Origin of the sequence: Dietzia lutea, from assembly GCF_003096075.1 — a bacterium.
Lineage (GTDB): Bacteria > Actinomycetota > Actinomycetes > Mycobacteriales > Mycobacteriaceae > Dietzia > Dietzia lutea.
The window spans coordinates 1,044,077-1,058,227 of record NZ_CP015449.1; the positions used below are offsets into that span (position 1 = coordinate 1,044,077).

Below are 14,151 nucleotides of genomic sequence, written 5' to 3' on the forward strand. Positions count from 1 at the left end.
GACCGGGTCAGGAGATCGCGGCGAAACCGAGCTCGAGGTCGGCGATGAGGTCCTCGACGGACTCGATGCCCACCGAGAGGCGGATGGTCGCCCACGTGACGCCCGCGATCGCGTTGGCCTCGGGTGTGCCCTGCGAGTGGGTGGTCGTGGCGGGGTGGGACACCAGCGACCGCACGTCACCGATGTTCACCAGGCACGAGTGCAGCTGGAGGGCGTCGATGAACTTCCACGCCCGCTGCTTGACGTCCTCGTCCGACGCGTCGTCGGGGACGGCGATGTCGAACGTCACGATCGCGCCGGCACCCCTGGGGGAGATCTTCTTCTGCAGCCCGTTGTACGGCGACGACGCCAGACCCGCGTACTGCACCTTGGCGACGTCCTCGCGGGCCTCGAGCCACTCGGCGATGCGCTGAGCGTTGGACACGTGGCGCTCGATGCGCAGGCTCAGGGTGTCGATGCCCTGCGCCAGGGTCCACGCGTTGAACGGGGACGCGGCCGCACCGGTGTCCCGCAGAAGGGTGACGCGGGCCTTGAGCGCGAGAGCGGGCGCGCCGAGGTCGGCGTAGACCAGGCCGTGGTAGGCCGGGTCGGGGGTCGTGAAGGACGGGAAGACGTCCTCACCGTTGCGCTGTACGCGCCAGTCGAACTTGCCGCCGTCCACCAGAACTCCGCCCAGGGACGAGCCATGGCCACCGAGGTACTTGGTCGCCGAGGCCACCACGACGTCGGCGCCCAGCTCGAGGGGACGGATCAGGTAGGGGGTCGCCACCGTGTTGTCGATGACCAGCGGCACCTGGTTGTCGTGCGCGACCTCGGCGATCGACGGGATGTCGAGGATGTCGTTGAGCGGGTTGGATATGGACTCCGCGAAGAACAGCTTGGTGTTGGGGCGCACCGCCGCCTGCCACGAGGCGGGGTCATCGGGGTTCTCGACGAACGTGGTCTCGATGCCGTACTTGGGCAGGGTGTGCCGCAGCAGGGTGTCCGTGCCGCCGTAGAGGCGCGGCGAGGACACCACGTGTCCACCGGACTGGGCGATGGCCTGGATGACGGCCGTCTCGGCCGCCTGACCGGACGCGAACAGCAGACCCGCGACGCCGCCCTCGAGCGAGGCGATGCGGTCCTCGACCGCCGCCACCGTCGGGTTGGTGATACGGGTGTAGATGGGGCCCATCTCCGCGAGGGCGAACCGATCGGCCGCCTGCTTGGCATCCGCGAAGACGTACGAGGTCGTCTGGTAGATCGGCAGGTTCCGGGCGCCGGTGTCGGAGTCGACGGGCTGCCCGGCGTGGATCTGACGGGTCTCGAACGCCCAGTCGGGGTTGCTGTTGTCGTAGGTCATAGGGGCGGAGCCCCTCCTTTCCTCAGAAGGGTCCGGCCGCTTCTCGAGACAGCGGACCCGCGCTTGCCTGTCACCCGGTCGGGTGGTGGCCAGGTCGTCTCCCGGGGCACCCCACCGCGGTGGAGGGTTGCCGTCCAGCGAGCCGGGGCTTCGCGCTGGAACTCATGACCTGGGGTCAGGCTAGCCTAAGCCGCTCCGCGGCTGCAACGAGGGGCGGCCTCGCTTCAGCAGGCCCTGCGGATGCCCCGGATCAGTAACATGAGATGCACGTCACGATGTTCACCGACAGCGCCGGTCTCACGAGGTCCGGGCGGGGAAGAGGGACCGATGTCGAAGATCAAGGTCGAGGGGACGGTCGTCGAACTCGACGGCGACGAGATGACGCGCATCATCTGGAAGTTCATCAAAGACGAACTGATCCATCCCTACCTGGACGTGGACCTCGAGTACTACGACCTCGGAATCGAGAGTCGTGACGCCACCGACGACCAGATCACCGTCGACGCGGCAAACGCGATCAAGAAGCACGGCGTCGGCGTCAAGTGCGCGACCATCACGCCTGACGAGGCCCGCATGGAGGAGTTCGGGCTCAAGCGCATGTACCGCTCGCCGAACGGCACGATCCGCAACATCCTCGGCGGGACCATCTTCCGGGCCCCGATCATCATCTCCAACGTCCCCCGTCTCGTGCCGGGCTGGACCAAACCGATCGTCGTCGGCCGTCACGCCTTCGGTGACCAGTACCGCGCCACCGACTTCAAGGCCCCGGGGGCGGGCAAGGTCACCATCACCTTCACGCCGGCCGACGGGTCCGAGCCGATCGAGCACGAGGTGGTGGACCTGCCCGAGGAGGGCGGCGTGGTGATGGGTATGTACAACTTCAACAAGTCCATCGAGGACTTCGCGCGCGCCTCGTTCAACTACGGTCTCGACCGCGACTATCCGGTGTACCTGTCCACCAAGAACACCATCCTCAAGGCCTACGACGGCGCCTTCAAGGACATCTTCCAGGACGTCTTCGACCGCGAGTTCAAGGACAAGTTCGAGGAGGCGGGCCTGGCCTACGAGCACCGGCTCATCGACGACATGGTGGCGTCCTCGCTGAAGTGGGAGGGCGGATACGTGTGGGCGTGTAAGAACTACGACGGCGACGTGCAGTCCGACACCGTGGCACAGGGCTTCGGCTCACTCGGCCTGATGACCTCGGTCCTGCTCACCCCGGACGGGAAGACCTGCGAGGCCGAGGCCGCCCACGGCACCGTGACCCGCCACTTCCGCCGGCATCAGCAGGGCGAGCCGACCTCCACCAATCCGATCGCCTCGATCTTCGCGTGGACCCGCGGCCTCGAGCACCGCGGCAAGCTCGACAACACCCCCGAGGTGATCGAGTTCGCCCACCAGCTCGAAGACGTCGTCATCAACACGGTCGAGGGCGGTCAGATGACCAAGGACCTCGCCCTGCTCGTCGGCGACGACCAGGAATACCTCAACACCGAGGACTTCCTCGCCGCGCTGGACGAGAACCTCAAGCGCACCCGCGCCGGGTCCTGACCCGGAACCTCTGAGCGGAGGGGGCCGCAGTCTGAATTGACGCACGGGCCACCGCCCGTGGCCGGATGGGTTACGGTCAACCGGACAGTGGTCCACATCATAGTGTGGACGCCCCTCGCCCCGTGGCCCCAGGAGTACCCGTGGACCAGAGCCCCCTGATCGACATCGGTCTGCCGATCGCCCTGGCCATCATCATGGTCGGCATCGGACTGAGCCTGACGCGGGAGGACTTCGCGGTCCAGGCCCGGTCGCCGTGGGCCACGATCGTCGGACTGGTCGGCCAACTCGTTCTGGTGCCGCTGATGGGCGTCGGGGTCGCACTCCTCTTCGACCTCACGCCGATGCTCGCGCTCGGGGTGGTGCTGGTGGCGGCGACACCCGGCGGGGCGACGTCCAACCTCATCACCTACCTGGCCCGCGGGAACGTCGCGCTGTCGGTCATCCTCACCGCGATCACGTCCGTGGCGGTCATCCTCACCCTGCCGCTGTGGTTCGACCTCGGCGTCCGGTTCATCCCGGGCGCCGCGGACTCGGAGGTGAGCGTCCCGCTGGGTCAGACCTTCGGGTTGCTGCTGGGCGTCATCCTCATCCCGGTGGCGATCGGCATGGCGCTGCGGGCGAAGGCACCGTCGCTGGCCGCGCGCATCGAGCGGTTCGTCGGGGTGGTGGGGCTCGTCGTACTGGTGGCGCTGATCGTGGGCATCGTGCTGGGGGAACGGGACCGGATCGTCGACCTGGTCGCCACAGTGGGCCCGGCGGTGATCGTCCTCAACATCGCGTTCATCGTCCTCGGCGGGCTCCTCGCCTGGGTGTGTCGACTGGGCCGCGCCGAGCAGATCGCCGTCGCGGTGGAGTTCGGCATCAAGAACACGACCCTGACGATGCTCATCGCCTTCACGGTGATCGGTGATGAGGAGGTCGGTCTCGCCGCCGCCGTCTACAGCATCGTCATGTACGTCACCTCGTTCCTCGTGGTCTACGGCGGGCGGCGCCTCATGCGTACCGCCCCCTGAGAGGGTTGCGCGACGGGACCCCCTGGTCGGTCGGCGTAGCCTGCTCCGGTGACCACGCGCCCCGACCCCGCCGCCGACACCGCCGCCCAGCCCGGCGCCGCAGTTCCCGCGTCTGCCACCGCGGCGCCCGCGCCCACCGCCCGGCGGGTGGCGCTGGCGATCCTCGCGCTCGCGCTGGGCGGGTTCGGCATCGGCGTCACCGAGTTCGCCGCGATGGGTCTGCTGCGCTCGATCGCGGACGGGTTCGGGCTCACCGAGCCACAGGCCGGCAACGTCATCACCGCCTACGCGCTCGGCGTGGTGGTGGGTGCGCCGCTGCTCACCGTGTGGACGTCGCGGTGGCACCGTCGCACCCTGTTGTTGGTGCTCATGGCCCTGTTCACCGTCGGCAACGTGGCGGCGGCCTTCGCGCCGACCGCCCAACTGCTGGTGGTCGCCCGCTTCGTCGCAGGCATCCCGCACGGCGCGTACTTCGGGGTCGCCTCGCTGGTCGCGGCGTCCCTCGCGGGCCCGGGTAGACAGGCGCGGGCCGTGTCCCAGGTGCTGCTGGGCCTGTCGGTCGCGAACGTGATCGGTGTCCCGGCCGCGACCTGGCTCGGGGAGTCGATCGGGTGGCAGTCGGCCTTCTTCGCGGTCGGGGTGATCGGCGCACTGACCGTGGCGGCCATCCTCGTCGTCGTCCCCGAACCCACCGGCACGGTGGTCGTGCGCGCCCGCGAGGAGCTGGCCGCCCTGGCGCGGCCACAGATCCTCGCCACGCTCGCCGTGGGCTGCGTGGGCTTCGGCGGGATGTTCGCGATCTACACCTACATCCAGTGGACGATGGTCGACGTCGCCGGGATCGACCGTGCGTGGATGCCCGCCGTCCTGGCCGTGTACGGGCTCGGCATGGTGGCCGGGAACATCGTCGGCGGGATCGTCGCCGACCGTGACCTCGACCGCGGCCTGGTCGGCATCGCCGCCGTGATGACCGTGGTGTTGGCCGGGTTCTCACTCGCCGCGCACCACCCGGTGACCGCGGTGATCGGTCTGTTCCTCGTGGGCACCACGGGCTCGGCGCTCGTGCCCGGGCTGCAGTCGCGGCTCATGCGGCACGCCGGTCGCGGGCAGACCCTGGCCGCCGCGCTCAACCACTCGGCGCTCAACGCCGCCAACGCGCTCGGCGCCTGGCTCGGCGGCGTCGTGATCGCGTTCGGGTGGGGCTACACCTCGCCCGCTCTCGCGGGTGCGGCCCTGGCCGCCCTCGGCCTGGCGATCCTCGTCGTGGCCGTGCGGGCGGCGCGTGGCGGAGGGGCGGGGGAGGCCGACTGACGGGGCGGCGTCCAGTGTCCGAGGGGCTGGCTACGATGGCGGCCGTGAGTCTCACCGTCAGCACTGTCAACGTCAACGGGATCCGCGCCGCCGTCAAGCAGCGCTCGGAGACCAACCTCGGGTTCCTACCCTGGTTGGAGAGCAGCGGGGCGGACGTCGTCGCCCTCCAGGAGGTGCGCGCGGACGAGGATCAGACCCGCAAGGCGCTCGCGCCCGCACTCGACGCGGGGTGGCACCTCATCGGCTCGGCGTCCTCGATGAAGGGCCGCGCCGGGGTGGCGTTGCTGTCCCGTCAGGAGCCCTCCGACGTGTGCGTCGGTTACGGCGACCCCGAGTTCGCCGAGTCCGGCCGCTACATCGAGGCCGTCTATCCCGGCGCGGTCGACGGGGAGACCGTCACCGTGGCCAGCCTGTACCTGCCCTCGGGCTCGGCCAACACTCCCAAGCAGGACGAGAAGGACCGGTTCCTCACGACGTTCCGGGAGTTCCTCGCCGAGCGCGCCGAGCATCTGCGGGCCCGCGACGGGCACGAGATGATCATCTGCGGCGACTGGAACATCGCCCACCGCGAGGAAGACCTGAAGAACCACAAGGGCAACCACAAGAGCTCCGGTTTCCTGCCACACGAGCGGGAGTGGATGACCGACGTGTTCGCCGACGGCAGCGGGTGGACCGACATCGTGCGGCACCGCCGCCCCGACGAGGTGGGCCCGTACTCGTGGTGGAGCCAGCGCGGTAAGGCGTTCGACAACGACGCGGGCTGGCGCATCGACTACCAGGTGGTCTCCGACGGCCTGGTGGACCGCGCCGTCAAGGACTGGGTCGATCGCGCCGAGGCGTACGACATGCGGTGGTCCGACCACGCCCCGGTGACCGTCGTCTACGAGTGACGGTCGCGCACGGGTGACGGTCGCCCTCAGTGGGTGCCCGGCGCGGCTGCTGTCGGCGCCGCCGGTGACAGTCCCGTCGGTGGTGGCGCCGGGGCGACGAGGATGATGACGACGACGAGGGCGTCCGCACCGGGCCGGCCCGCGTTCCCGGATGCCGCGCGGCGGGCGGGCCCGTAGCCTCGGTCCCATGCCGAAGTACGCGACCGCTGAGCACCCTGATCGAGCGGGACTCCAGGAGTTCCTGCGCCCGCGGCACCGCGCCGTCCTCATCACCCGCAAGTCATCGGGGGGCCTGCAGTCCTCGCCGGTCACGTGCGGCGTGGACGCCGAGGGCAGGCTCACAGTGGCGACCTACCCGCAGCGGGCGAAGGTGCTCAACATCCGCCGCGACCCGGCGGTGAGCGTGTGCGTGCTCTCCGACGAGTTCAACGGCCCTTACGTGCACCTCGACGGCACCGGCGAGATCATCGACCTGCCCGACGCGGTCGAGCCACTGGTTGACTACTTCCGCAGCGTCGCCGGCGAACACGACGACTGGGACGAATACCGTGCCGCGATGGTGCGGCAGGGCAAGTGCCTCATCCGCGTGACGATCGACGACTGGGGCCCGATCGCCACGGGTGGCTTCCCGCCGGCCTGAACGGGGAACCGGTGGCCTGCGGTGTCTCCTGTATAGCCTCATACGACGCGCGCTACCCGGCGGCCGCCTGCACCACGGAGGACACTCGCAGCGCGGCCCGCGTGACCTGCTCGATCTTGGCGTCGAGCGTGGGGCCGGTGAAGTTCTCCGCGCGCCCGCCGACGCTGATCGAGCCCACGACGGCCCCCGTCTGGTCTCGGACGGGGGCCGCGACCGCGGACACCCCGTCCAAGTAGTCCGACTCGCTCAGCGAGTACCCGGCGTCGCGGACCCGGTCCAGATGCGCCGCGAGCGCGCCAGGGTCGTGCATGGTGCGGCTAGTGAACCGGGTGAGTCCCTCTTGGACCCAGCGGTCACGGAGCGCCGGGGAGTTGGCCAGCATGACCACCGGGCCGGCGGCCGCGTGATACGGCAGGACGGTGCCGATATTGATGCCGGCGACGACGAGACTTCCCGTCCCGTCCACCTTGTCGATGCAGACGGCGCCCTCGTCGGCGGGGACCATGAGATAGGCGGTGTCACCGAACCCGGCCGCCAGAGCGAGCAGGTGCGGTCGGGCGGCCGAGCGGAGGTCCAGCTCGGCCAGGGCCGACGACCCGATTTCGAACAGGCGCACCGTCACCCGGTAGGCGCCGTCCCCGGTGCGGTCGACCCACCCGGCGTGGATGAGCGTGGCCATGAGCCGGTGGATGGTCGTCTTATTCATCCCGCTGACCGCGGTCAGCTCGTTGAGGGTCCACTCCGGTCGATCGGCGCCGAAGTGGTCGAGCAGACTACACGCCTTGAGTAGTGCGCCGACCAGCTCCTTGTTCGGCGGGGCCTGGCTTTCGGACGACGTGCTCACTGGCGGTCTCTGTTCTGTCTCGGGCGATCGGACTATGTCGCCATGGTATGCGGCGCCGTATCGCCGGCTTGACTTGTGACCTGCGACACGCTTACCTTCGTCACGCAGTACGAAACGTCTTCCGTGCTGCGGAACGGAGTATCGCTTCAATGAGTACCCCCACCCTCAAGGACCTCACCTCGCAGCAGCTCGTCTACGCGCCCGGGGTCTGGGACGGTCTCACCGCCCGACTGGCCGACCAGGCCGGCTTCAGCGCCCTGTGCGCATCCGGCTTCGCGGTCTCCGCGGCATTAGGACTGCCGGACGCCGAGCTGTACACGATGAGTGAGAACCTCGCCGCGGTCCGCACCATCACCGCGGCCTCCTCGCTCCCGGTGGTCGCCGACATCGACACCGGTTACGGCAACGCGGTCAACGCCGCGCGTACGGCAACCGCCTTCGTCCGGGCCGGTGTCCAGGGCATGTTCATGGAGGACCAGGTCTCGCCGAAGACGTGCCCGGTCTGCGTGGGCGACCCCGTCGAGCTGATCCCGGTCCCCGAGGCGACGGGCAAGATCCGCGCCGTCCGAGACGCCATCCCGGACGACGTCCTGCTCATCGCCCGGACCGACGCCGCCGGTGACGAGGCCATCCGGCGCGCCCAGGCGTACGTGGGGGCTGGTGCCGACATGATCATGCCGGTCACCAAGACGTTCTCGACGGTTGAGGAATGGCAACGGTGCCACTCCGAGGTCGGGGTGCCCCTGATGGCCACGCTGACCGCCTCGACCTGGACCGAGCGGGAGTTCACCCCGGAGGTGCTTGAACAGATCGGCGTGCGCCTGGCGCTACTGCCCACCCAGGTCCTCATGGCGGCCACCGGTGCCGCCCAGACCGCGTTGCGCCGCCTGGCTGCTGGAGAGCCCGCGGCGCAGGTTAGCGCCGACGCCCTGCCGCACCATGAGTTCGTCGACGTGATCGGCTTCGCCGAGGTCGACGCCATGCGCAGCGAGTACCTGCCGGAGCGAGAGGACTGACCGATGGGACTCACGATCGCCGAGAAGATTCTCGGACGGACCACCGACCAAGGAGCGGCCCGAGCCGGCGAGAACCACGCGGTCCGCCCGGCGCGCATGATCGCCTACGATTTCCCCGGCTACACGGACGTGATGTTCCGGCAGATGCGCGAGGACTTCGGCATCACCGAGCTCGCTGATCCGAGCCGGTACGTCGTGTTCATCGACCACATGCTCACCCGCAACGATCAGCGTGAGGCCGAGGTCCACCAGGTGACCCGCGACTGGTGCGAGTTCTACGGAATCGAACTCCACGAGGCACAGGGGATCGGTCACCAGCTGACCGCCGAGCTCGGGCTGGCGATCCCGGGCGACTTCCTCGTCCACTTCGACGGACACATCAGCGGCGTGGGCGCCTTCAACGCTCTGGGGTGGGGGATTCGCCGCGATCTCATCGAGGCGTGGGTGTCTGGGCAGATCCACGTCGACATCCCCGCCACCACCCGGTTCGACCTGGTGGGCGACTTCCCGGAGGGGGTCGACAGCCGGGACCTGGTCCACACGATCATCGAGATGGTGGGCGCCGACGGCTGCGCCCACCAGGTCATGGAGTTCGGCGGCCCCGGCGCCCGGTCGATGGCGATCGACCACCGCCAGGGACTGTGCGGGATGGCGATGTTCACCGGCGCGGTCTCCGCGGTCTTCGAGCCCGACGAGGTCTCCATGGCCTACGCCCGCGAGGTCGCCCGCCGGGACTTCGAGCCCGTGTACCCCGACGACGACGCGGTCTACGCCGCCCGCCACACCATCGACCTGTCGACGCTCGTCCCGCGCGTGGTCCGTCCCGGGTCGGCCCGGGTCGCCAACACCTCGACGGTCGAGGAGCTCGCCGGGACGCCCGTGACCCGGGCGTTCATCGGCTCCTGCGCGAGCGGACGCATCGAGGACCTCCGCGCGGCCGCACTCGTCCTGGACGGTCGGAAGGTGGCGCCGACGGTCGAGCTCAACGTGGTCCCCACCTCCAAGAAGGTCTACGAACAGGCCGAGCAGGAGGGCATCCTCGACGTCCTGCGGGCCGCCGGCGCGACGATCGCCGTCTCGAGCTGCGACTTCTGCTTCGGCTACCAGCAGCCGTTGCAGCCGGACGAGAACTGCATCTCCACCGGCGTGCTGAACATCTCGGGCCGGATGGGCAGCCCCGACGCCAACATCTACATGGGCTCGCCGTACACGGTGGCGGCCAGCGCCATCACCGGGACCATCGGGGAGGCCGCCCGATGAGCACGTACCCGCCGCCGCCCGACCTCATCGAGAGCCGCGTCGCCTGGGTGTTCGGGGACGACTTCGACATCGACCTCGTCGTGGGAGTCGCGAACATCAAGTCGTACGATGCGGACCATCTGCGATCGGTGTGCATGACCGCCTTCGACCCCGGTTTCGTCGACCGCGTGCGGCCGGGCGACATCATCGTGGGAGGTCGCAACTTCGGCTACGGCCACCCGCACTACCCGCCGATGGTCGCGCTGCGTAACGCGGGCATCGCGGCGATCGTGGCCGAGTCGTTCTCGCCGGGCTTCTGGCGCGGTGAGACGTTCAACGGGATGCCGCTCATCACGATCGAGGGCGTCTCCGAGGCCGTCGCCCTCCACGACGAGATCACTCTCGACTGGCGCACCGCCACGCTGGACACCGCCGACGGGGCCCGGATCGTCGGGACCCCGCCGAATCCGCGGACCGTCGCGATCATCGAGGCCGGCGGCTCGTACCAGTTGCTCCTGGCCGAGCACGCCCCGGCCTCACAGTGACCGACTCACGCTGACCACCCCCTTTTCCCTCCTCCCAGTAAGGACCCCCGCCCGTGACCGACGTGCAGCAGACGTCCCCAGCGTCCACGGTCCCCCCGGCGTCGCCGGAGTCGACCACGCCCACCCCCAACCCGCGACTGGCGCGACGCGCGGCACTGGCCGGGGGCGTGGGCACCCTCATCGAGTACTACGACTTCGGCGTCTATGGATTCCTCGCGGTGTTCATCGCGCCGCTGTTCTTCCCGTCCGCGAGCCCGGCCGCGTCGATCCTGTCGACGCTGGCGGTGTTCGGCGTCGCCTACGTCGCCCGGCCGATCGGCGGGATCTTCTTCGGTCGACTCGGTGACCGGGTCGGACGACGGACCGCCCTCATCGCGAGCGTCGTGGCGATGGGCGTGGCCAGCACCATCCTCGGCCTGCTCCCCACGCACGCGGCGATCGGCGTCTTCGCCCCGATCCTGCTCGTGCTGGTCCGTCTCACCCAGGGCTTCTCCGCCGGCGGTGAAATCGGCGGCGCGGCGACGTACATCGCCGAGACCGTTCCCGCGCACAAACGCGGACTGTTCGGCTCGTTCACCCCCATCGGCTCGACCCTGGGCTTCGCCGTGGCGGCGGCCGTGGTCGGCGCGGTCACCCTCGGGGTGGGCCAGGAGAACATGGCCGAGTGGGGCTGGCGCATCCCCTTCCTGATCGCGCTGCCACTCGCCGTGGTGTGCCTGGTGATCCGCATGAAGCTCGAGGACACCCCGGAATTCGAGGCGATGGCGGAGAAGGGCGAGCTCGCCAAGAGCCCGCTGCTCGACGTGGTCCGCAACAACCCGTGGTCGGTCGCCAAGGTCGTCGGGGTGGCCATCGCGATGAACGGCTCGGGATACATCGCCCTGACCTACTTCAGCGTCTACCTGACCAACGATCTGGGCTTCGACCGGAATGCGGTGTCCTGGACCTCAGCGATCGCCATCGCGCTCGCGTGCCTGACGTTCCCCATCAGCGGCGCGCTCACCGACCGATTCGGGCGCAAGCCGGTGCTGATCGCCGGCTACCTCTCGTACATCATCCTCGCCGTTCCCGCCTTCATGGTCCTCGGAGCGACGGGCAGCATCGTCGTGGTGGGTCTGGTGTACTTCGTCTACATGGTGCTCAACGGCGTGGTCCAGGTCCCGGCGTTCCCGTTGTTCACCGAGCTGTTCGGCCGCCGGGTCCGCTACACGGGCGTGGCGCTCGGCTTCAACATCGGCACCATCATCGCCGGTGGTACCGCGCCGTACTTCGCCGCCCAGCTGGTCGCCTGGACCGGCAGTGGCATGGCGCCGGCCTACTGGGTGATCGGCGTGTGCCTCATCGGACTAGTCACAGTGTCGACCATCCGGGAGACCGGAAAGAGGGCGCTGCCGGCCTGATCGACTCCCCCCGTCGACCTCACTGGCATCAGCGCGAGAGAGGATGAGCCCATGACGACCGACGCTCACGCCCCGTCCACCGCGTTGCCGCTCCGCGTGGCCGTCGAACCGCACCCCGACCGGCACCTCGTCGCCGCCGTGCAGCGGGTCGGCGGGTCCGTGGTGCCGCTCGCGCAGGCGCAGGTGCTGGTGTGGGTCGGCGGCCCGGACGGCTTCCCCGCGCTGCCGGACGGCGTCGAGTGGGTGGCGCTCAGCACCGCGGGCATCGAGAACTTCGTGGCCGCGGGGACGGTCGACGACTCGAGGCTGTGGACCAACGCGTCCGGCTTCTACGCGCGCGGGGTCGCCGAACACGCGCTCGCGCTGCTGCTCGCGGGGACCCGCCAGGTGGTGCGGTCCGCCCGGACCCGCTGGGCCAAGGACGCCGTCGACCCGGCCGTCCGATCGCTGCGCGGCTCCACGGTCGCGATCATCGGCGCGGGCGGCATCGGCAGGGAGCTCACGCCGATGCTCATCGCGTGCGGGGCATCGGTGCTCGCCGTCAACCGCTCGGGTCGGCCGGTCGGGGGCGCGGACGTCACGATGGCCGCCGAGCGGACCCGCGAGGCGTTCTCGCGGTCGGACCATGTGGTGCTCGCGGCCCCCGACACCCCGGAGACGCGGCACCTGATCAACGACCACACCCTTGGCCTGCTGCAGCCCCACTCATGGATCGTCAACGTCGCCCGCGGGCCGCTCGTGGACCACGACGCGCTGCACCGTGCGCTGGTGGCGGGGACGATCGGCGGGGCTGCCCTCGACGTGACCGACCCGGAGCCACTGCCTCGCGACCACCCGCTGTTCGACCTGAAGAACGTCGTGATCACGCCGCACGTGGCCAACCCGGCCGGACGGCTCACCGAGGAGATGGCACCCTACCTCACCGAGAACCTGCGCCGGTTCATGGCCGAGCGGGAGATGCTGTCGGTCGTCCACGCCGGGCGGGGTTACTGACCGGACGTGGGATGATGGTCGCCATGTCTGAAACGTCCACCACTGCGGCCCCCGCGCCTGCGAAGCGTCAGCGTGTCCTGTCCGGAATCCAGCCCACCGCCGACTCGTACCACCTCGGCAACTACCTGGGCGCCGTGCGACAGTGGGTCGAGCTGCAGGACGACTACGACGCCTACTACTTCATCCCGGACCTGCACGCGATCACCGTCAAGCAGGACCCCAAGGAGCTACGCGAGCGTGTCTTCCGCGGCTGCGCGCAGCTGCTCGCGCTGGGCGTGGACCCCGCCCGCTCGGTGCTGTTCGTGCAGTCGCACGTGCCCGAGCACGCCGAGCTCGCCTGGGTCCTGGGCTGCATCACCGGCTACGGCGAGGCCGCCCGGATGACGCAGTTCAAGGACAAGGCCGCCAAGCAGGGCACCGACGGCACCACCGTGGGCCTGTTCACCTACCCGGTGCTCATGGCCGCCGACATCCTGCTCTACCGTCCGCACCTCGTGCCCGTGGGGGAGGACCAGCGCCAGCACCTCGAGCTGACCCGCGACCTCGCGATGCGGTTCAACTCCCGCTACAAGAAGACGTTCGTGGTGCCGGAGGGCAAGATCCTCGAGGGCTCGGCCAAGATCTACGACCTGCAGGACCCCACCGCCAAGATGAGCAAGTCCGGCGAGAATCCCAAGGGCATCGTCAACCTGCTCGACGACCCCAAGGTCTCCGCCAAGCGTATCCGCAGCGCGGTCACCGACTCCGACGGGAACGTCCGCTATGACCGCGAGATGAAGCCCGGCGTGTCCAACCTGCTGGCCATCCAGTCCGCGTTCACCGGGCGCGCGATCGCCGACATCGTCGCCGACTACCAGACCGCCGGGGCCGGCTACGGCGCGCTGAAGACTGACACGGCCGACGCCCTCGAGGCGTTCGTGACGCCGCTGCGCGGGCGGTTCGACGAATACATGTCCGACCGCGCGGAGCTCGAGCGGATCCTCGCGGACGGCGCGGAGAAGGCCCGCGCTGTCGCCGGCCCCGTCCTGTCGCAGGTCTATTCGGCGGTCGGGTTCACCGCGCCCCGTCGGGGCTGACCCGGGCATCGGCGCGGCTGCCGACCATACAACACCCGTAGCGCGGTCGAAACGCCGACGTCACACTACGTCCCTAGAGTCGGCTCCAGCTCGTCAGGGATGAGATACCTGACGGGTCGGTTCGAGAACACCACCTGAGAAGGAGTCACATCATGGGTCTAGTTTCCGGTCTCATCGGAATCGTCGGCGATCTCCTCCATCTGCTTCTGGGTGGCCTCTGACCACCGCACGACCGTCTCGCGACGGCGCCCCTCACCGGACGCGGTGAGGGGCGCCCTCCTGCGTACGGGG

Annotated in this window: 13 protein-coding genes and 1 riboswitch; of the genes, 11 read left to right on the forward strand and 2 right to left on the reverse strand. The window is 69.5% G+C overall.

Features of this window, described 5'->3' with window-relative positions:
- Positions 1 to 7 precede the first annotated feature (7 nt).
- Positions 8 to 1,342, reverse strand: a complete 1,335-nt coding sequence (locus A6035_RS04700; protein WP_108846821.1) for an O-acetylhomoserine aminocarboxypropyltransferase/cysteine synthase family protein — start codon at positions 1,340 to 1,342, stop codon at positions 8 to 10.
- A gap of 54 nt (positions 1,343 to 1,396) precedes the next feature.
- Positions 1,397 to 1,512, reverse strand: a riboswitch (SAM riboswitch).
- 157 nt (positions 1,513 to 1,669) lie between these two features.
- On the opposite strand from A6035_RS04700, the gene A6035_RS04705 reads away from it, so the two are divergent.
- The 5 genes from A6035_RS04705 to A6035_RS04725 all read left to right on the forward strand — a co-directional run bounded on the left by A6035_RS04705 (position 1,670) and on the right by A6035_RS04725 (position 6,747).
- Entirely contained in the window at positions 1,670 to 2,893 is a 1,224-nt protein-coding gene (locus A6035_RS04705; RefSeq protein WP_108846822.1) for an NADP-dependent isocitrate dehydrogenase, read from the forward strand.
- Positions 2,894 to 3,033: 140 nt separating this feature from the next.
- Positions 3,034 to 3,906, forward strand: coding sequence for a bile acid:sodium symporter family protein (locus A6035_RS04710; RefSeq protein ID WP_108846823.1), 873 nt, complete (start codon positions 3,034 to 3,036; stop codon positions 3,904 to 3,906).
- Positions 3,907 to 3,954: 48 nt separating this feature from the next.
- Entirely contained in the window at positions 3,955 to 5,217 is a 1,263-nt protein-coding gene (locus tag A6035_RS04715) for an MFS transporter (protein ID WP_108846824.1), read from the forward strand.
- Positions 5,218 to 5,252: 35 nt separating this feature from the next.
- Entirely contained in the window at positions 5,253 to 6,107 is an 855-nt protein-coding gene (locus A6035_RS04720; protein WP_108849079.1) for an exodeoxyribonuclease III, read from the forward strand.
- A gap of 187 nt (positions 6,108 to 6,294) precedes the next feature.
- Positions 6,295 to 6,747 (forward strand): PPOX class F420-dependent oxidoreductase, encoded by a 453-nt coding sequence (locus A6035_RS04725; protein ID WP_108849080.1) that lies wholly within the window; start codon positions 6,295 to 6,297, stop codon positions 6,745 to 6,747.
- Between the two features lie 52 nt (positions 6,748 to 6,799).
- On the opposite strand, the gene A6035_RS04730 is transcribed toward A6035_RS04725, so the two are convergent.
- Positions 6,800 to 7,591: an IclR family transcriptional regulator gene (locus A6035_RS04730; RefSeq protein ID WP_108846825.1), complete on the reverse strand. Its 792-nt coding sequence runs from the start codon at positions 7,589 to 7,591 to the stop codon at positions 6,800 to 6,802.
- Between the two features lie 149 nt (positions 7,592 to 7,740).
- Here A6035_RS04730 and A6035_RS04735 point away from each other — a divergent pair, with 149 nt between their 5' ends.
- From A6035_RS04735 to trpS, 6 genes are read left to right on the forward strand one after another with little or no spacing between them, the layout of a single operon-like run.
- Positions 7,741 to 8,607, forward strand: a complete 867-nt coding sequence (locus A6035_RS04735) for an isocitrate lyase/PEP mutase family protein (protein WP_108846826.1) — start codon at positions 7,741 to 7,743, stop codon at positions 8,605 to 8,607.
- Between the two features lie 3 nt (positions 8,608 to 8,610).
- Positions 8,611 to 9,867, forward strand: a complete 1,257-nt coding sequence (locus A6035_RS04740; RefSeq protein WP_108846827.1) for a 3-isopropylmalate dehydratase large subunit — start codon at positions 8,611 to 8,613, stop codon at positions 9,865 to 9,867.
- Positions 9,864 to 10,391: a 3-isopropylmalate dehydratase small subunit gene (locus tag A6035_RS04745; protein WP_108846828.1), complete on the forward strand. Its 528-nt coding sequence runs from the start codon at positions 9,864 to 9,866 to the stop codon at positions 10,389 to 10,391. Before A6035_RS04740 ends, A6035_RS04745 begins: the two co-directional genes overlap by 4 nt.
- A gap of 53 nt (positions 10,392 to 10,444) precedes the next feature.
- Complete coding sequence (locus A6035_RS04750) at positions 10,445 to 11,791, forward strand: MFS transporter (RefSeq protein WP_108846829.1); 1,347 nt, start codon at positions 10,445 to 10,447, stop codon at positions 11,789 to 11,791.
- A gap of 51 nt (positions 11,792 to 11,842) precedes the next feature.
- Positions 11,843 to 12,784, forward strand: coding sequence for a D-isomer specific 2-hydroxyacid dehydrogenase family protein (locus A6035_RS04755; protein WP_108846830.1), 942 nt, complete (start codon positions 11,843 to 11,845; stop codon positions 12,782 to 12,784).
- Between the two features lie 23 nt (positions 12,785 to 12,807).
- On the forward strand, positions 12,808 to 13,860 hold the full coding sequence (gene trpS, locus A6035_RS04760) for a tryptophan--tRNA ligase (protein ID WP_108849081.1): 1,053 nt from the start codon (positions 12,808 to 12,810) through the stop codon (positions 13,858 to 13,860).
- The last annotated feature ends 291 nt before the right edge of the window (positions 13,861 to 14,151 follow it).

What these genes read in the sequence shown, in the direction of transcription:
- A6035_RS04740 (WP_108846827.1), top strand. Translation starts at nt 8,611, where the DNA reads ATGGGACTCACGATCGCCGAGAAGATTCTCGGACGGACCACCGACCAA.
- A6035_RS04705 (WP_108846822.1), top strand. Translation starts at nt 1,670, where the DNA reads ATGTCGAAGATCAAGGTCGAGGGGACGGTCGTCGAACTCGACGGCGAC.
- A6035_RS04720 (WP_108849079.1), top strand. Translation starts at nt 5,253, where the DNA reads ATGGCGGCCGTGAGTCTCACCGTCAGCACTGTCAACGTCAACGGGATC.
- A6035_RS04700 (WP_108846821.1), bottom strand. Translation starts at nt 1,342, where the DNA reads ATGACCTACGACAACAGCAACCCCGACTGGGCGTTCGAGACCCGTCAG.
- trpS (WP_108849081.1), top strand. Translation starts at nt 12,808, where the DNA reads ATGTCTGAAACGTCCACCACTGCGGCCCCCGCGCCTGCGAAGCGTCAG.
- A6035_RS04755 (WP_108846830.1), top strand. Translation starts at nt 11,843, where the DNA reads ATGACGACCGACGCTCACGCCCCGTCCACCGCGTTGCCGCTCCGCGTG.
- A6035_RS04725 (WP_108849080.1), top strand. Translation starts at nt 6,295, where the DNA reads ATGCCGAAGTACGCGACCGCTGAGCACCCTGATCGAGCGGGACTCCAG.
- A6035_RS04735 (WP_108846826.1), top strand. Translation starts at nt 7,741, where the DNA reads ATGAGTACCCCCACCCTCAAGGACCTCACCTCGCAGCAGCTCGTCTAC.
- A6035_RS04745 (WP_108846828.1), top strand. Translation starts at nt 9,864, where the DNA reads ATGAGCACGTACCCGCCGCCGCCCGACCTCATCGAGAGCCGCGTCGCC.